Raw genomic sequence first — 19,330 nt, 5'->3', positions numbered from 1 at the left:
GCATTAATCCCAATCAAGCGTTGCGTTACCACTACCATAAACCGGATCCCAACCCGTAATAGTAACACTAAACTTCATTGCCTCCTTTTCCAAGTAGATTTTATAGGTGTACTTGCTGCCACCAACCCAAGAAGCGATAGCCGTGCTACTGGCATCATTTGTGCAGGTGTTAAGCTGCAAAGAGTAAGTTGTGCCATCTGCAAGGGTGACAATCAATTTCGAGGTATTGCCAATAGTCTGAGGCATCATCAGTTCAGAGGTCATATGATCCGTATCATCAACCTTACCAGAAAAAGCTTGCTCAACTGGTGTTTTGGAAGAAATTACTCCATCAGCAATATTAATCGTGCCCTCGGTATTAAGATTGGTAAGTGTAACCTTGGCATCTTTCAAAACAACTGCAGAGGCAGCATCTGTGCTTGTTGACAATTCCACAACCACATTACTCATCGCGTGTTTAAAAATCAAAGGCACAGCACCTGTACGTGGATTGATGATGGCGCTTTCAGCATACTCTTTCGAACCTTCTGAATATGTGCCGGTGTGGGCAGCGGTAGTACCCCAAAGCAAGTCGGTGCCCTGGCTGACCGCTGTCGTGGTAACGGCCTCCAGCGTATGGGTGTCAGTCTTCTGCGCCAAAGCACGGAAATAATAGCTGGTAGAACTGTTTGGCCAATAGATGGTTGGCGAATTTACGAACTTGCTATCATCGGCATTGTATGTAGCTGTGGTTGCTATCGAACCAAAACTTGATTTGTCGGTAGACATCCACAACGAGAATGAGTCCCCACTCTTCAGACTGGCATCATTACTCAAATTGCTACCAGTGGTAGTGTTTGTGCTACTTGTTACATCGGCGGTGAAGCTAATGGCAGGTGTTTCTTGCTCAGAATCAACGGTATCCCAATCCTTTACGGTGGCAGTAACTTCTACTCCTGTTTTGTTTACTCTCACTTTAAAGATATAGTTTTTGCCTGCCTTTGTAGGATAAGCTGTACCATTTGCATGATCTGTAGCATCGATAGCCGTGCGGATTTTCTCAGCTGTGATATAATAGATGTTGCCATCGGCGTTAATTCGCATAATGGTGGCAGCATCGCTGGCAAAAGTGCTACCAGGCATTACCAATGCCTCTTTGGTTACGGTATAATTTGTAGCTGCTGTGGCAACCTGAGCCATGGTAACTGCATTACGAATAAGCGATGACTCATCCAGTTTGCCTGTGGTAACATCAAATGTACCTGAGGTATAAGCCCACTCTGCGTTGGTAGTACTGTTAGCCTCGTTGCTAGTCAGCACAACCACGGGGTCGTTGGTAAACTTACCATCAAAACCTTCGCCAGCCAGTATATTCACGGTTATCTTACTTAACACATGCTTGAACTCCAGCTGTTTTCTGCTATCAGAAAACTTATAGGTGTTAGTTCCAGACACATTGTTTGACAACAACAAATCCTTGGCACTAATACCTCCAGTCTGGACGGCACCCAAATCCCAAGTAAGGGATGTCCAACTTGTAACCTCTGGTGCCGTAGTTACGCCATCAATCGCAACACCATAGATAGTTAATCCGCTGGTACGGCCTGTAGTAGCATTAGCAGGGTCGGCTGTGCCGAAGTCATCCCAATAAAGGGATGGATTCAACGTCAGGCTGTTTGCGGTTGTAGTTGATGCTGCTGCGGTAGCTGTTGGGGTTTTCACAACCGTTTCGGATGATGATTCTTTCGTCCATGTGCCGCTTACCTGCAAGGCAATAGCTGTACCTTCTGTTAATGCCTTAGGCGAACCAGGAGTGATGGTACGGGTGGTTACAGCTGTACTACCTTCTATCGTAGCAGCCGACAGACGAATCTCGCCATCAGCAGTATCCGATGTGTTCAGTTCCTCGCTATTACAAGCTGACAAGGCTGCCAAGCTAACTATATATAAATAATGTCTCAGTCTCATTGCAATTATTGTATTTGTACATTATCATCTCCGGCTTCTACATTCTCCCAATCTGCCAGCGATGCTGATATCTGGGTAATGCCCGACTTTGATAACTTAAAGGTATAAGTGTACTGATAATTGGGCAACCAGCGATCGATAACATATTTGCCATTTTTCTGCGTATAAGGATTGGCAATAATGGTTGAACCAACCGTAGCAGCCAAAACCTCGTTCATAGTCACAAAATACTGGTTGTTATCTGCGGTGGTGATGGTAAGTACCACGTTCGCTAGCGATTGTGGAATAAAACCATAATGCCAATCTACTTGATAGGTGTTAGTTCCAGTTTCGTTGGTGATAGTTCCTTTCGAAGTTTCAGTAGGCACAACCAAGCCATTACCCATCAGCACATTACCCTCTTTATAAACATTACTGAGTTGCATCTTAGCATTTGTAAGATCAACTTTATCAGGATCAGCATCACCTGTCGTAGTGAGCTTGATGGTTACATCGCTCATCATGTGGAACATAATCATGTTAATCGTCTGTGCCGTAGGACCAATAGCCTTATACAACTGATGGGGCGTAGGAGCGTCTTTGCCATCAAAGCCATTTACATCATAGTCGTAATTCAACTTACTAGTGGTAGAAGCAAATGGGGCACCCCAGCAAACATCGGTATAGGTGCCACTATCGATATATTTTTTGTTAAAGCCAGCTGCCAAAGAAATGTAATTGCCATTAGTATCACCCTCATTCACAACAGTAGCTTTTGGCATCACAGTACGGAAATGATAGAATGTTTTATTATCGGGCCAATACCAATCAGCATTCGGTTTCTCTGCATCCTGAGCTGCGTAAACACCTGTTTTCTCGGAATGTTCTACCAATTGGGCTTTATTTTTTGCAGGGGTATAACCAGTTGTCCAAGAGTAATTCTCATAGCTGTCATCGATAGTAGACGAAGTAACAGTTGAACGATAGAGGGCAAATTCGGCTTCGCCTGTTATCTTGGCGTTATTATCCATCAGCGTCATGGTGATACGTGCGTTGGTGGGGGTGGTTTCTTCGGCTGTTACCGTTTCCCACTCCACAACAGAGGCAGTAAAGTTGCTTACCTTCTTCTTACCCACAGTCATGGTAAACACATAGTGCACACCTGGGCGCATCTTATTTTCAGCGTCTAACGCAGATGTGGTATTATCGCTCAGAGTTTTGCCATCCAACGCAGTCATCAATGTAGATTTGCTCAACTGATAGAGGTTATTGTCGATAGTGAAGTAAATTTGGCCTGCAGTTGTGCTGCTCAAATCAGAACCAGGTACCAATAATGCGTTAAGTTCATAGGCATAAGTAGCGCCATCGGTAGAACGATTATCGGTAACGGCAAACTGCTTGATATCGCCAGTACTTAAAGAACTAAACCCACCTGCAGTAAAGTCGAAAGTTCCTGAAGTGTTTACACCCAGAATAACGATATTCTCGTTATCATTAGAAAACGCAAATGGGTCACTCGTTGTAAAGCCATCACCCTTCTTGATTTTAAAGGTAACACGGGTAAGGGCGTGGTTAAACACAAGTTCGCCTTTGCCGAATGTCTTAGTTTCTGTTGAGAAAGTCAAGCGACTATCAGTACCTAAATTTGATAAATTGTTACTAAAACAGAGGTCCTGACTATTTACAAAATCACCTGTATTCTGGTTATCAGCAGTTGCACTACGTAGTGGCCACGCCAAAGTGGTGTTGCCATAGCTTGAGCTCCATTCATTATTATAAAATTCAGAACTACCATCACTCCATATGTCGGAATCCGAAGTACCATTAGGATTGTCTTTCAATGACTCATTGACAGAAGAAGCTAGGTAATAGCCTGGCACACATGTAGCATAAGCTGACACCTGAGAGTTACGTGAGTAGCTATCCTCCCAGTAACGTGCAAAACTACTTGAAAAATCAATAGAATTTTTACTTCCCGTTGTGCCACCTTGTAGATAACCAATGGTACGTGTGTAAAGAGCATCGGCTGTGGCATCTGCGCTATTCTCACTCTTCAGAACCATATACACGCTGGTGGTTTTGCTAAAAGCAGAACCTGTGCCTGATGTAACCGTAGTACGCGTGGCGGCATGCTGGGTGGCAGGACTCTCGCCCACTACACCTGCCGACAGCTCAATTGGGGTTTTATCCTGATTGTTGGAAGCAGACAGACCTTCGTCTGTGCTGCATGCCGAGATTGTCAGCATGCACACAGCCGAAAGTGCTATATACTTATTTGCCTTTTTAAGCATTTTGTAAATCTAATAATACGTTTAGTAGTGTAGTTACAAATAATTAATTCTCCAGGTCGATCTCAATATCCTTACCTGTTACAGTCTCCCATCCTACAACAGCAGCGGTTATACGCTCAATACCAGTCTTCTTGATGGTAATGTTATAAGTGTATTTGTAACCAGGAAACCAAGAGGTAATTTTGTAGTTACCTTTATCATCTTTCTCTGTGTAAGGATTGGTCAAGTTGTCATTTGTTATCGCAGTAGCTGTACATTTGCTCAAATCACTTACCACATACTGGTTGCCATCAGGTGTAGTGATGCGCAGACCGATAGTGCCGTCAGTTGTACCATCGGAAAGTGACTGTGGAACAACACCATAGCTAAATGTAACCTGAGCGGGAGTTGTACCATTCTCAACTGTATAGGCGTCAAGATTCATTGCTTTAGTAGTTCTTGTGCCAGAAGCAGAAACCAAACCATTACCCATCAGCACTTTTCCATCGGGGAGGAATTTCAGAATCTCAACCTTCGTGTTAGTACCATCCAGAGTTACCTTATTGTCACCTGTTGTAGTCTTTATATTTACCGTAATATGGCTGGTTACGTGGAACAGCAGCATATTGATCTGACTACCTGTTGAACTAATAGCCTGCGCCAGCTGGTGGGTAGTAGTGCTAGCGCCATCGAAACCGTAAGTGGTAGAGTAAGTAAATGTATTACCAGTATTCTTATTGAATGGAGCACCCCAGATGTAATCCTTATAAGCAGAACCAGAACCGATGGAAAAGTAATCGCCATTGTTGGCATCGGTATTGATACCAACATTTGCACCATCATTATCACCGACAGCACGGAAGTGATAATAAGTTTGGTTGTTATCGTAGTACCAATTTGTCGTCCATAAACTGTTGTTTGTATCATACAATTTGGTGGCAGCAGTTGTTGAATAGCCAGATTTCCAATCGTAGTTTGCTTCAGTGTTTGCTGTAATGTAGTCGCCGGCATCCTTAGCGGCACGATAGAGGTTAAACTTCAAATCGCTTACATCAGTAAGTTTTGAACCACGATCGTCCAAAGTAAACTTTGCATAGGTATTCTGGGCATCGGCATCGTCAGAGTTAACAGTCTCCCAGTCTACGATTGCAGCCGTGATGCGCTCAATACTCTTCTTGGCGACAGAGAGGTTGATGACATAGTGCTTACCTGACTCGATTGTAGTAAATGTTTTGTAAGCAGCAGTTGCATCCGTAGCATTCTCATAGTACTTACGAATAGCATTAGCAATCTGAGTACCTGTTACATAATACTTCGAGTTATCAATCTCGAACTCTACAACATTGGTAGTAGTATTATAGAGATTGGTACCAGGCAATACGTATGCATACAACTGACGAGTAGTCTGAGCTGCAGGTGTACCAGTTTCTTCATCCATCTGGGTGATTTTTGAAGAAGACAGACCATCCCACGAACCATCAGACACATCGAAAGTACCACTGGTGTTAAAGCCTGTCAGGGTGATGTTCTGACCAGTGGCAGTATTCGTCCACTGAAAATCACCAGCAGAAGATGTGTCGTAGCCGTTACTCTCCTTCAGGTTAATCTCAATCTTAGCCAAAGCGTGCTTGAAAACCAAGTGGCCCTTATCAAACTTACCAGTGGTCTCGCCTTTAGCCTTAGCAGTCCATGTTAATGGGCCATCGCCAAATTTGTTTTCAGTCCAAGTACTATTGCTTGTATTGTATGTATAATAATAACGGCCACCTTTACCATTTGCACTAATATTATTACTATAGGTAAGGTCGTCCTCAAGCATTGTGGCAGCAGTCTGGACTGTTTCTACACCCCAAGTTACTGTTGTGTACTCAGTACCTATATACCAGTTAGGGTTAGTGCTTGCATCAACAGCTGTCCAGCCGTCAGATGACCAAGTAGGCAGCAAAGTAGCATCGGTTTTACCAGGGATAGCAAACGCATAAATCGTTAACTGTGAATTACGGCCAAAAGCATCGTCCCAATAACGTGCCATACCGCCAGCATAAGTGAGCGAAGACAAATCGTTACCCGTAGTTGCTGATGCTGTTGCAGTAGCTTTAGCGTAGCGATCAGTTGTAACAATACCACTAATATCCTCAGCTTTTATACGCATTTCAACTGTTGTGGCAGCAGAAAAACCACCACGAGTGAGGGCGGCGCGAGTTACGCCGTTGTCGTTACCTGAAAGAGCAATCAGCTCCTTACCATCGTTGTTGTTCGCATTACCACCGCTTGTGGTTTCGTCGGAACATGAAGCCAAAGCGCCACAAAGGGCAACCATTGACAGGGTGTACTTAAAAAGTGTAGTCATTATCTTATTCTTTCTTTTTTTTATTATAATTCTATGGTGATATCTGAAGTCTGCACCTCGTCCCACAACAAAACCTCGCACGTGTCAAGGTAGATATCGTCTTTTATCAAGTTGGGGATATGCAGATAATATATGTAGCGGGTATCAGGCTCCCAAGTAAACTTATCGCCTGTGGTGCTTGTTTTATCCAAGCTGAGCACGCGATCGTAAGTAATGTTTTTGGTATCTACCATTGTTCCGTTTACCTCGTTGTAGGTGAGCATCTCAACCTGCACACGAATCTGAACATCTTTTTGGGGTATCTGCTGCATGTAGTTTTCGCACAAGTCGTAAGCCGTTGCACGGTTCAGGTGTTCACGCAGGTTCTCGTCTGTGTATTCGCCATGCTGCAGCAGCGTAAATTCGTCTGTTGCTCTAGTATTCTCAGCAAAGGTACCGCTGCCCAAGCCCTGAGTATTGGTTGCGGTATAGCGATTGCTGGCTGTAATAAACTGATTATCAGCATTTACCACTGAGATTTTAATGCTCTTCAGCGTAACCTTATAGGTTGGCGATGAAGGCTGAGGATCGTCGATAAAGATACGGAATCCCACTTTGGTTATCAAGTGATGAAAAGGCATCTGCACCTCGCGTACGGCATTTGTCTTGCCATCAGTATTAATCTCTGTAGATTTAATTTCGTCGTAGTCTTCAAAATAAGAGCCATTCTGCTTGCGGCATACTTGCGCCACTACACAGGGCTCACTCTCATCGTTAGAAACATTATACGTGCCGTTTATATAGATTTGTGCCTTGAACGGACGGTGGCCTGTTAAGTTTAAATCTAAGCCTGATGTTGTGATTGTGGCACCATCGAAGTAAGGCGATACGGCACGGAACTCGTAGGGATAGGCCGAGAGGTCCCAGTAGCGCAGCACCTGGTTGTTAACACCTTCGTAATACCAGCGATAGGTGGTGGCAGCGGAGTTGTAATTTACCTGATAGCCATCCATCACCAGCTGCTCGCCTTCCTGTTTAAATTTCTTCCATGTGCCAACCTTAAACCCCGCAGCTAACGAGGTAGCGGCACGGGTAACAGCCGACTCAGATGTTGAGAGCGATGTGCCAAATGCCATAGGCGTTTGGTTATCAACCACATCCTCCTCTTGAATGGTAGTGTCGGCAGTACAAGCGGTAAGGCCAGCGCACAAAAGTGCGCCAGCCCACCACAGGGTATAATTATATTTTTTAGTATTCTTTCGCATTCGAATTTGGTGTATAATCTTCGATAGTAGCACCATCAAACACGATAGGATAAAGACTCTTTTTAGTGCTTGGTGTTGGATCTGTTGGTTTAATTTCTGTTTCAGGATATGTTGTACCAGTAGAGTTCTTTGTAATCTTGAAAGAATAGGTATACTTTACGTTAGGCTGCCAAGCAGCAATAAATTCAGAGCCATCCTTTGCAGGAACAAATACTGTAGCATTATGAACTGTGATTACTTCCTTATTATCCTCTGCAATAATACGATAAGAGATATGGAAGGTGAAGCCTGTTTCGCTGTTATCTGGCTGTGCTACAGCATAGTATACTGTTGGAGATGTTGCAAATGCAGTCTGAGTACCAGAGGTTACAGCCTCTGGGATCAACTTATGACCAGGAATTGTAGTCTCATCAAGATTCGTATTAGGAACCAAGAACATCAGGTTATCCGAAGTTTCATTACTACCCTCAGTTGTATATTTAAAAGTTGGTGTTGCGTCAGCATCAAAGGTTATTGTGGCACCATTTGTAGTAAAATATTTACTGCTTCCATAAGTATCTTCTGTTTTCTTTGCAGGAGTAGCCTGGATGCCCTTTTTCAAATCATCCTTAACATCAGTAGCAAATGTACCATTATCAGCACCCAAGTCGATAATCTCTACACGGTAGTTAGGAATATCCTCATAGAAACGGACGTTAACCTGAGCACCCATGTGTTTGAAAGGTACAATCACGTCCTTCTTTGCAGAATTTGTAGCCTGAACACCTGCATACATATACTCTGACAATGAACGATCAAAACCTGTATAAGCGCTATTCAAAGGGTTGTCATAACCATCACGAATGGTATTGGTGGCACCAAAAGTCATTGTCTTTGCACCAGTTGAACTCTCTTCAAAAGTAACATTCTGATTGTATGGAGCATATGCATAGAAGTTTGTTGTAGCATAAGCCAAGTCCCAATAACGCAGAATCTGCTTTGAGTTCTTAGCCATATACGCAGTCTGACCACTCTGATAGAACTTTGAGTTTGTTGTTGAATATTCGCCATTTCCAAGACCTTCATAGAACCAAGGTGATACGTGGTCCTCATCAGAATCTGTACTTCCAGCCCATGTGGTAGCCTTAGATTTGTCGTAACCCTCATCAACGCCATTTGAATAACCTACAAGATAATGATTCATTACCTCTGCACCTGTTTTGGCGCCTTCCTTGTACTTGTAAGCCCAAACACCGAAGTTGTAGTGACCCAAAGTCTCAAGATTTGTAGCACGGGTGATGTTCTTTTTCTCTACACTAAAGGCAATAGGTGCCTCGCCACCGCCTGATGACGAATTGTTTACCAGGCCATCGCTGCTGCAGCTGGCCAGGGTCATGGTTGCGATTGCGAATAATACTTGTTTTTTCATTTTGCGTAACTGTTTAATATCGTGTTATTATTATTTCGTTGTTTTAAATCTCAATCTCCCAGAACACCTCATCGTAATCCTCGACGGTGGGGACAAACAGACTGCCACTACCCGACTCTTCGCTTTCGGGAGGGGTAAGCTTTGAGCAGTCGATCTTTACAGTAAGAATACCACCATGTGCCTGAGCCAGACATTGGTCGGTAACCTCGAAATCATAGGTCTTCACCTGTCCGTTGTTCCAAACCAGGTCGTAATACAGGTAGTTCTTCAGGTTTCCACGTGAACCAGAATAGGTAGAACCCGAACGGGTGTAAGGCTCGTTATCGCAGAGTCCGAAGGTGGTGAGTTTTCCACCAATCACATCGCACGCCTGTCCATCAACCACCTGGTTCTTCTTCATGCGGGTATTAAAGTAAACCACAGCGGGTGTGCTACTGGTATGACCCGTATTTACGTTGGTGGCGCTGGCCATCGACGACAGCGCCGCATTACCGTTAACACCTGTAATCTTGCCATCCTCGTTGTTATACAGGATAAACTGCACCAGATAGATATAAACCAGCGGGCGCAACTTAGCCTCGAGGTGTTTAATGTAGATATTCTCAACGGGATCGTATTCGTAATCGTTCAAATCACTTGATATATACACGTTCTCGGTATAGGCGGCATAGAAAATCTCGGGCTGGTTGAGCAATCCGATAACTCCCGTAGAGTCACCACTATTGGCACGACTCATATTCAGGATGCTTCGCGAAATGCCTCGTGTGCCTGTGGTGGTAGCAATCACAGAGTCGGGCGTCTCGTTCATCACCAGCACCTGTGTACCATCTTCGGAGTCGATGTCGCTATAGAACAGCATGTCGTAATATCCAAACTGGAAGTAACGGCGGAACCTACTAGTGTTGGTAGTAAAGGCATCCAAATTAGTATGCATACCTAAAGGATTATCGCCCTTGTAATAGCGGCGCACCTCGTAACGCGTAGGTGTGGGATAACCGATATGTCCCCAGATAGAGTCGTCCTTCAGGTCCCAGCCGTAATACCACTCGTGTTCTAACTGTACCTCGTTGTCCCATACGACATTCAACTCAGTCTGGGCTACCTGCAGATCAACGGCAAGCTCCTGTCCGGGCAGATGCAAGGGCGGCTCGATACACGAGGCCAGGCTCAGCATGATAACTGTTATATATATAATATGTAAGCGTTTCATCGTGTAACCTCCTTCTTCTTTCGGTAAATAATGTCGTAAGTAAGATGGATGCCTGCATTGGTGGGACCGAACCACATAAAGCGATGGTTTCGCTCCTTAAACAAACTGGTACTACCATGGTAATCATAGTAGTAGAGTCCATCGATGGTACCATTGATAGGATTGCCCCATACATAGGGATCATAAACCGTAACAAACGCACCTGCACTCAGACTCAGTTCTAAACGCAGACTGCCTTTTTTGTTGAGTTTGCAGGTGTGACCGATAGTGAGGCCTGCACCTCCACCCTCGCCTTCCCAGCCTTTGGTGGCGCTAAAGCCGATGCCGTAAACCATACCTTCGGCATAGGCGCCGAGATAGGTACCCAGGAACTGACCTTGACCTTTAAAATAGCGACGGACCTCTAACTGGGCATCGCGAATCTGCATGAATTTATGGGTGTCCCAATGGCGATGATTGGTAAAAGTGAAACCTGCATTATAGGTATAGTGGCCCGACAGCGGATAATACTCTAACTGGATATTGGCACCAGGAGCAAAACCGAACTGGGGCACATACAGGAAATCGTGCAGCAGATTGGTACGGATAGCTATCAAGTGGCGGCGCTTGTACACCTTGGTTGACGTGCTATCGGATGATAGCGGCAGATAGGCTGCAACACCAGGTACAGCCAGCATATCAGCCCTAAGCACAGAGTTGCACTTGGGGATAGGCATGTACTCGGGATTAATCATATACCAAAGCACCATACGGCTCTGGCGCAATGTGGGATAATACACCTGCAACAGGCGATTCCAGGTGGTGCCGCCATTCAGCGCCATCAGTCTACTTTTGCACAGGCGCTCATCACCATTGCAGCTATCCCAGATGCGTTTTACCTGCTGATATTCGGCATCGCCAGCCAGCTCCATCAGTTTTACCAGATAGGCATAATCCTCGGTTACAAACTTTGAATTGATGGGACGATGAGCTATGGGCTGATTGATGTTGCTGCTCAGGAATTCAATCAAGCGATTGGTACGCTCACGACTGAGACGCAGGTTGTTATCATAAGGACCTTCGGGCGAAGCTGCTCCCTTAACAAACACCTGGCGCAGAATAAGATTGTGATTCTTGAGCCAAGGCACCAAGCTATCGTTATACAACGAGATAAAGGAATCGTTGGTGGGCAGTTCGGTTCTGTTTACTTTGAATCGCACACCTCGCGCAATCATATCGAACAGCGAATCGCTGATAACCGGTGGTGTAGACACAAGGGAATCGGAAACAAACACAAAAGGGTAATCGGGCAGCTGTTTGTATAGCCGCACATCAGGCTTCTGAGCCAAAGCGTTTGCTTGGACTAAAAGCACGAATAACACACACCACAAGTGTCGTAGTAGACAGTAGTTTACTTGTCGCACTTTAATTTTTTAAATAATTTTAAATCAATATCCTCTTTTTAAGCGAGTGCAAAATTATAAAAAATCTTGCAAAAACTCAAAAATTGAGTTTGGTGTTTAACATAATTTAGAATAAAAATAAAAGAAGTTTGCGTTTTTGGTTTCGCAAACTTCTTTTACATGTTAGTTATTAACCGAACCACCCACAATATCGAGCAATTCGGATGTAATGGCTTGCTGGCGGCTCTTGTTGTATTGTAAGTTGAGCTGGCGCAGCAATTCATCGGCATTATCAGTGGCCGTTTGCATAGCTACCATTCGGGCTGCATGCTCGGAGGCATTGCTATCCAACAGGGCTGTGTAGAGCATCAGGTGAGCCAGTTTTGGCATGAGCAGCGAGAGCACACAGTTCATGTCGGGCTCAACGATAAAGTTATCGTTAAGTGGCTTAACCTCTTCGCTCTTAGCACCCTCGTCCTTACGCTCTCCCCTATTCTTAAGGTACTCCTGACTCTGCTTGGTGGCAATCACACTCTCAAGATCGCGCTCATGATCAGCCTTCAACTCACTCTCCACATCGATTGGCAGGAATGTTTTGCGGGTAAGTACCTGCGAACCTGCACTCTTAAAGTGGTGATAGATGAGTTCAACCTTATCAATCTCGCCCTGAGCAAACTTACGACCCAGCTCCATAGCTATCTCAATGCAGTCGTGCACATTGGGATGATCGGCAAGGGCCGAATACTCGCCCTGCACATTCAAACCCATCTTGCGTGCCTTCTCGTACACCTTGCGACCAATGGGATAAATCTCCACATTATCGCGACCTATGGTTTCGGCGTACTCATCCACGGCATGTGTCATCTGCTTGATGATGTTGGCATTGAAACCGCCGCAAAGCGACGAGTTACTTGAGAACACCACAAGCGCAGCCCTTTTTACAGGGCGCTCCTGATCGTAGATAGTCTGAGCCTCGGCTTCGGCAGCTAAGAACGACTTGAGGATGTGCTCCAACAACTCCTCGTAAGGCAGCATATTCTGAATAGCCACCTGTGCGTGGTGCAGTTTGCTGGAGGCAACCATCTTCATAGCCGACGTAATCTTTCGCGTAGAATTGACTGAGGCTATGCGGCCTTTAATTTCTTTCAGGCTAGGCATAGGCTATCAGGCTTTATACGTTCCAGCAATGTCGGCCATTACAGCCTCGATAGTTGCGGTGGTAGCATCGTCGATCTTACCACTGGCCAGGGTCTCGATAACCTCGGGATGAGCTGAGCGCAGCTTATCAAGGAACGATGTCTGGCACTCGCGTACCTTAGCGATGGGCACTTCACGCATCAGACCATGTACACCGCAATACAGGATGGCGATCTGCTCGCCTACTGGCATTGGGCTGTACTGTGGCTGAATCAACAACTGGTTGTTTTTACGTCCACGGTCCAGTGTCATCGCTGTTACGGCATCCATATCACTCGAGAACTTAGAGAAGGCCTCGAGCTCACGATACTGAGCCTGGTCGATCTTCAAGGTACCAGCCACCTTCTTCATACTCTTGATCTGAGCTGAACCACCCACACGAGATACCGAGATACCTACGTTGATGGCAGGACGGAAACCTTGGTTGAAGAGGTCGCTCTCGAGGAAGATCTGTCCGTCGGTAATCGAAATTACGTTAGTTGGGATGTAAGCCGATACGTCGCCGGCCTGAGTCTCGATGATAGGCAGAGCGGTAAGCGAACCACCACCCTTTACATGGCCCTTCATACACTCGGGCAGGTCGTTCATCTGCTCGGCTACCTCCTGCTGTTCGTTCATCTTAGCAGCACGCTCCAAAAGGCGTGAGTGCAGATAGAACACATCACCAGGATAAGCCTCACGTCCTGAAGGACGACGCAGAATCAGCGATACCTCACGATAGGCCACAGCCTGCTTCGACAGATCGTCGTAAACTACCAGGGCTGGCAGACCGCGATCGCGGAAGTACTCACCGATAGCAGCACCGGCAAATGGTGCATAGTACTGCATAGCAGCAGGATCGGCAGCTGTAGCGGCTACCACGATGGTGTAAGGCATAGCGCCGTGCTCCTGCAGTGTAGAAACGAGGGCAGCAACGGTACTGGCCTTCTGACCGATAGCTACATAGATACAATATACGGGCTTACCTGCCTCGTAGAAACTCTTCTGATTGATGATGGTATCAACGGCGATGGCGGTCTTACCCGTCTGACGGTCGCCGATGATCAACTCACGCTGTCCACGACCGATAGGAATCATCGAGTCGATGGCCTTCAATCCTGTCTGCAGAGGCTCCTTAACGGGCTGGCGGTAGATAACACCAGGGGCCTTACGATCCAGAGGCATCTCGAATGCCTCGGTGAGATCGATATCACCCTTACCGTCGATAGCCTGACCCAGCGGATTGATAACGCGACCGAGCATGTTGTCGTTTACACGGATAGAGGCGATACGCTTGGTACGCTTCACTACCATGCCTTCCTTGATGCCTGAGGTAGAGCCCAAGAGCACACAACCTACGTTGTCCTCCTCAAGGTTCATCACGATAGCCATGGTACCGTTCTCAAACTCCAGCAGCTCGTTAGCCTCGGCGTTGCGCAGTCCGTAGATACGTGCCACACCATCGCTGACGGTGAGTACGGTACCTACCTCGTCGAACTTCTCGGCATCCGAGATTCCCTTGAGCTGATCGAGCAGCACCTGGGAAACTTCGCTTGGTTTAATCTTATCTGACATTGTTGTTTACTTTTTTAATGTATTGAGAATACTGTTGAGTTTGGTCTTGACACTGGCGTCCATGCGGTAGGTGTCGTACTCGAGGATGAAACCACCGATGATGTCGGGGTTTACCTGCGACTCAAACTCTACTGTTCCATTAGTCTTACTCTCCACCATGCGGCGCATCTTCTGTTCTGTTTCAGGCGATACGGCTGCAGCGGTGATGAGTCGTCCGCGGATGACATTCTTCTGCTGGCGGTAAAGCGTGACGTACGAATTGGCGATGAACTGCATCACACTCTCGCGGTCTTCCTTCAGCACAAGCTGTACGAAGGCCTTCATCAGAGCCGAAGGTTCCTTGCCTGCCGCTGTGAGCAGCAGCGCCTCCTTCTTATCCTTCGAGAGCATCGGATTGTCAATCGTAGAGCGCAACTGTGGCACCTCGATGTAGCTCTTGGCTATCTGCTGCATCTCGGCATACACCTGCTGCTCTATCTTGGCGTCGGTGGCACTCTTGAGGAGTGCTCGCGCGTATCTTACCGATATGACTCCTATATCCATACGTTTAATGCTTATTTATCAGTAGAAACATCATCCAGCATACGGTCAATCAAATCCATCTGTGCCTTGTCGTCCTTCAGGCTCTGCTTGAGAACCTTCTCGGCGATGCCAACACTCAGAGCGGCAACCTGCTGACGGATATCGGCAATGGCGGCTTTCTTCTCCTGGTCGATAGCCACACGGGCATCTTCCAAAAGTCGGGCACCTTCGGCCCTAGCCTTCTCCTGAGCCTGCTCCACAATAGCGTCGCGTGTTTCGGCAGCCTCCTTCAGTATCTGAGCCTGCTTGGCACGTGCCTCCTGCAAGATGGATTCTCCCTCCTTCTCGATGTTAGCCAAACGCTCCTGGGCCTCGTGGGCCTTTTTGAGACTGTCTTCAATGTAACGGTTTCGCTCCTCAACCATACCTACGATGGCAGGAAAACCGTACTTGGCAAGTACGAAGAAGACGACGGCAAACGCCAGAAGCATCCAGAACAAGAGTCCCAGATCGGGGGTGAGGATTGCTGGCAGTTTACTGAAATCCATATTATTTAAAATTTTTCAGTTCTTGAAAACTTCAATTCTTGAATTCTTCAATCCTTACTTGATAAGGAATGCACAAGCTGCGATAGCGAAAAGGGCACAACCCTCAACGAAAGCAGATGTCAGAATCATGTTGGTCTGAATCTTACCAGTAGCCTCTGGCTGGCGAGCAATAGCGTCCATAGCGCTACCACCAATCTTACCAATACCCAAACCTGCACCAATTGTTGCAATACCTGCACCGATACCGCAGCCCAGCTGAGCCAGACCCTCGGCTAAAAATAAAGCTGAAATCATAATACTTTTAATTTTTAATTATTAATAATGTTGTTTCTATTTCAATTTTTGAATTTTGCAATTCTTAGATTTTACTCTGCGTGGTGCTCTTTGTGGGCAAGCCCGATAAACACCGCACTAAGCATGGTAAATACATAAGCCTGAACAAAAGCTACCAGCAACTCGAGTGCATTCATAAACAGAAGCATGATGATGCTGAAAGCATTCAGTCCGAGACCGAATCCTACACCCATCGACCAACCGAGGAAAATCACACAGGTGAACGAGAGTATCACAGCGTGACCTGCCATCATGTTGGCAAAAAGACGGATCATCAGCGCAAAAGGCTTGGTGAACACGCCGAACAACTCGATGAGTGGCATTACCGGAGCGGGATAGGCCTTGAGGAACAGAGGTACCTCGGGCCAGAAAATCTCCTTCCAGTACTCCTTATTGGCAAACAGGTTAATGGCCAACATGGTGCACACCGCCAGGAAGAAGGTGATGTTAATGTTGCCAGTAACATTGGCGCCGCCTGGGAATACAGGTATCAATCCGATGAGATTACAGGTAAGGATAAAGAAGAACACCGTGAGCAGGTAAGGGGCATACGGCTTGTAGCGCTTCTCACCTATCGACGACTTGATGAGGTCGTCATGAATCGTCATCACGATCATCTCCATGGCTCCTACAAATCCCTTCGGAGCCTCGCTCTTCGCATCGTGGTTCTTATACCAGCGGGCACAGCTCAGGAAAACCGTAATCAGCACTACCACCACAATCCATATCTGCAGCACACTCTTGGTGATGCTCAGGTCGAGGGGGCGTACCTCTTCGCCTCCTACACGCTCATATATCTTGCCATGATGTTCCTCGCTGAAGAAGAACTGCTCGGGCAGACTGTGAGCGGTGCAGAAGAACCACTTTTGTCCTGGATTATCGCTCGCACTACGAAGGATGATTGGCAACGGAATGCTGATATGACTACCCTGATAGCTGGCGATATGCCATTCGTAAGAGTCGGCCAGGTGCTCGAGTACAATCTCGGGGATGTCGAGCTCCTCACCTTCTCCACCCTCGTTAGCCAGGGCAGGCACAGGCAGCAGGGCTACCATCATCAGGAGGATTATCGTTCTAATTGTTTTCATTACTACTTATCTATTATTAATTCTGGCGAAGAAGATGGAATGGTGTGCAAGCATAGCAAAATAGAATGCTATAAACACCATGAAGAAACGAAGCATAGAATCTTGAGTATCAACCAGATAATAGACAAACATAACCGCCAGCGCCAACAGCATACGGAAGCCTGACACCGCCGTAAAGAAGGTAGGCAGGCTATCGGCTGAACGCAGGGCCACACGGCGCCATATCAGGGCGATACTCACGCATACTACAAGCGAGAATGCCACACTAACGATGACGGGTGTAAGCAAGTCGAGATACTTTACCTGCATCACCAGGAAAGCGATGAGTGCCAGAGCTACTGTTACCATCAGTCCCTGTCGGATGTAGGCTACGCTCAACTTCTGGATATCCATTGTCATACGATTAACTCAAAATTACTTCAGTTCTACACAAAGACTTACCACATTCTTCTGCACCTCCACGAAACCACCCTGTATCTCCAGCTGGGCTTTTCCCTCGGCTGTGGTATATTCCACAGTACCGCACTGGAGGGTAGAGATGATTGGCGCATGATCCTGCAGTATCTCAAACTGGCCCATTGTGCCAGGTACGAATACGCTCTCAACCGCACCGCAGAACTCTATCTTTTCGGGAGAAACAATCTTAAGCTGTAACATAAACTTTAATGTTTAATGTTTAATCTTTAATGTTTAATGTTACGCTTTGGCAGCTTCGAGCAGTTTCTTGGCTTTCTCCTTGGCATCCTCGATAGTACCAACATTCAGGAATGCCTGCTCGGGCAGATCGTCGACCTCGCCATCGAGAATAGCATTGAAGCCCTTGATAGTCTCTTCGATAGGTACCATTACACCTGGCAGACCGGTGAACTGTGATGCTACCGAGAATGGCTGCGACAGGAAGCGCTGTACACGACGTGCACGGTTCACAGTCAGCTTATCCTCGTCGGAAAGCTCATCCATACCCAGAATAGCAATAATATCCTGAAGTTCCTTATAGCGCTGCAGAATCTCCTTTACACGCTGGGCACAATCGTAGTGAGCCTTACCCACAATCAGTGGATCGAGGATACGTGATGTAGAACCCAGAGGATCAACAGCAGGATAGATACCCAGCTCGGCAATCTTACGATCCAGCACGGTAGTAGCATCCAGGTGTGTAAACGTGGTTGCAGGTGCAGGGTCGGTCAAGTCGTCGGCAGGTACATATACAGCCTGTACTGAGGTGATAGAACCAGTCTTGGTAGAAGTGATTCGCTCCTGCATCGATCCCATCTCAGAAGCCAGTGTGGGCTGATAACCTACAGCTGATGGCATACGTCCCAGCAGAGCTGATACCTCAGAACCTGCCTGGGTGAAACGGAAGATATTATCGATGAAGAACAGGATATCGGCAGCACCGCCATCCTTACCGCCACCATCGCGGAATCCCTCGGCTACTGTCAGACCAGAGAGGGCTACCGAAGCACGTGCGCCAGGGGGCTCGTTCATCTGTCCGTAAACCAGTGTGGCCTGCGATTTCTTCAACTCCTCAGGATCAACAAGACTCAAATCCCACTTACCCTGATCCATAGCCTCGCGGAACTTCTCACCGTAGCGGATTACACCACTCTCAATCATCTCGCGGATCAGGTCGTTACCCTCACGGGTACGCTCACCTACACCAGCGAATACAGAGAATCCGTTGTGACCTTTGGCAATGTTGTTAATCAACTCCATGATAAGCACCGTTTTACCTACACCGGCACCACCAAACAGTCCGATCTTACCACCCTTCATGTAAGGCTCCAGCAGGTCGATAACCTTAATACCTGTAGCCAGAATCTCTTTCTTGGTTGATAATTCTTCGAATGTTGGAGCCTCGCGGTGGATAGGATAAGCGCCTTCCATATCGAGCTGTTTCATACCATCGATAGGCTGACCGATAACGTTCAGCATTCGACCCTTAATCTGATCGCCTGCAGGCATCACGATAGGTGAGCCCAGGGGGATAGCCTCAAGTCCACGATGCAATCCGTCGGTATTATCCATAGCTACGCAACGCACCGTATCCTCGCCGATGTGCTGCTGCACCTCGACAATCAGGTCGCGCCCGTCGCCACGATCAATCTTCAGAGCATCGTAAATCTTTGGCAACACCTTTTCGGCATCCTGGCCCTCGGTATCGAAATATACGTCGATAACAGGGCCGATAATCTGCGAAATGTGTCCAGTAATTTGTGACATACGCTGTTTTATTTTTTAAGTTACTATAGATTTATATTTTCGTTATAATGCTTGCAAAGGTAAGTAATATTATCC

The 19,330-nt window shown here is 46.6% G+C and carries 16 protein-coding genes; all 16 read right to left on the bottom strand.

Annotated elements, in window-relative coordinates; genetic code table 11:
• Nucleotides 1-3: 3 nt before the first annotated feature.
• The gene (locus BLU97_RS04560) at nt 4-1,947 is read right to left on the bottom strand and encodes a fimbrillin family protein (RefSeq protein WP_081352870.1); all 1,944 of its coding nucleotides are present in this window, start codon (nt 1,945-1,947) and stop codon (nt 4-6) included.
• Between the two features lie 5 nt (nt 1,948-1,952).
• A complete protein-coding gene (locus BLU97_RS04555) occupies nt 1,953-4,217 on the bottom strand; it encodes a fimbrillin family protein (RefSeq protein WP_074760465.1) in 2,265 nt (754 codons plus the stop codon).
• 43 nt (nt 4,218-4,260) lie between these two features.
• The gene (locus tag BLU97_RS04550) at nt 4,261-6,546 is read right to left on the bottom strand and encodes a fimbrillin family protein (protein WP_081352869.1); all 2,286 of its coding nucleotides are present in this window, start codon (nt 6,544-6,546) and stop codon (nt 4,261-4,263) included.
• A 23-nt stretch (nt 6,547-6,569) separates the two neighbouring features.
• On the bottom strand, nt 6,570-7,790 hold the full coding sequence (locus tag BLU97_RS04545) for a fimbrillin family protein (RefSeq protein WP_074760463.1): 1,221 nt from the start codon (nt 7,788-7,790) through the stop codon (nt 6,570-6,572).
• Nucleotides 7,774-9,198, bottom strand: a complete 1,425-nt coding sequence (locus BLU97_RS04540) for a hypothetical protein (RefSeq protein WP_081352868.1) — start codon at nt 9,196-9,198, stop codon at nt 7,774-7,776. The genes BLU97_RS04545 and BLU97_RS04540 overlap by 17 nt, the downstream gene beginning before the upstream one ends.
• Before the next feature lie 43 nt (nt 9,199-9,241).
• Complete coding sequence (locus tag BLU97_RS04535) at nt 9,242-10,408, bottom strand: hypothetical protein (protein ID WP_074760461.1); 1,167 nt, start codon at nt 10,406-10,408, stop codon at nt 9,242-9,244.
• A complete protein-coding gene (locus BLU97_RS04530) occupies nt 10,405-11,736 on the bottom strand; it encodes a DUF3575 domain-containing protein (protein WP_139208802.1) in 1,332 nt (443 codons plus the stop codon). The genes BLU97_RS04535 and BLU97_RS04530 overlap by 4 nt, the downstream gene beginning before the upstream one ends.
• A 237-nt stretch (nt 11,737-11,973) precedes the next feature.
• The gene (locus BLU97_RS04525; RefSeq protein ID WP_074760459.1) at nt 11,974-12,948 is read right to left on the bottom strand and encodes a F0F1 ATP synthase subunit gamma; all 975 of its coding nucleotides are present in this window, start codon (nt 12,946-12,948) and stop codon (nt 11,974-11,976) included.
• 6 nt (nt 12,949-12,954) lie between these two features.
• Nucleotides 12,955-14,541: a F0F1 ATP synthase subunit alpha gene (gene atpA / locus BLU97_RS04520; RefSeq protein ID WP_028908455.1), complete on the bottom strand. Its 1,587-nt coding sequence runs from the start codon at nt 14,539-14,541 to the stop codon at nt 12,955-12,957.
• 6 nt (nt 14,542-14,547) lie between these two features.
• On the bottom strand, nt 14,548-15,084 hold the full coding sequence (locus BLU97_RS04515) for a F0F1 ATP synthase subunit delta (RefSeq protein WP_074760458.1): 537 nt from the start codon (nt 15,082-15,084) through the stop codon (nt 14,548-14,550).
• Nucleotides 15,085-15,095: 11 nt separating this feature from the next.
• Entirely contained in the window at nt 15,096-15,611 is a 516-nt protein-coding gene (atpF, locus tag BLU97_RS04510) for a F0F1 ATP synthase subunit B (protein ID WP_013065315.1), read from the bottom strand.
• Nucleotides 15,612-15,665: 54 nt separating this feature from the next.
• Nucleotides 15,666-15,908 (bottom strand): ATP synthase F0 subunit C, encoded by a 243-nt coding sequence (gene atpE / locus BLU97_RS04505; RefSeq protein WP_028913239.1) that lies wholly within the window; start codon nt 15,906-15,908, stop codon nt 15,666-15,668.
• A gap of 68 nt (nt 15,909-15,976) precedes the next feature.
• Complete coding sequence (atpB, locus tag BLU97_RS04500) at nt 15,977-17,032, bottom strand: F0F1 ATP synthase subunit A (RefSeq protein WP_074760457.1); 1,056 nt, start codon at nt 17,030-17,032, stop codon at nt 15,977-15,979.
• A gap of 6 nt (nt 17,033-17,038) precedes the next feature.
• The gene (locus tag BLU97_RS04495) at nt 17,039-17,425 is read right to left on the bottom strand and encodes a hypothetical protein (protein WP_254771660.1); all 387 of its coding nucleotides are present in this window, start codon (nt 17,423-17,425) and stop codon (nt 17,039-17,041) included.
• Between the two features lie 21 nt (nt 17,426-17,446).
• Nucleotides 17,447-17,689, bottom strand: a complete 243-nt coding sequence (gene atpC, locus BLU97_RS04490; protein WP_074760455.1) for an ATP synthase F1 subunit epsilon — start codon at nt 17,687-17,689, stop codon at nt 17,447-17,449.
• A 39-nt stretch (nt 17,690-17,728) separates the two neighbouring features.
• Nucleotides 17,729-19,255 (bottom strand): F0F1 ATP synthase subunit beta, encoded by a 1,527-nt coding sequence (gene atpD / locus BLU97_RS04485; RefSeq protein WP_013063092.1) that lies wholly within the window; start codon nt 19,253-19,255, stop codon nt 17,729-17,731.
• Nucleotides 19,256-19,330 lie beyond the last annotated feature (75 nt).

The sequence above is a fragment of the Xylanibacter ruminicola genome (assembly GCF_900107775.1).
Lineage (GTDB): Bacteria > Bacteroidota > Bacteroidia > Bacteroidales > Bacteroidaceae > Prevotella > Prevotella ruminicola_C.
The sequence above is the reverse complement of the archived record's forward strand: the minus strand, read 5'-3'. Positions and strand labels throughout refer to the sequence as shown.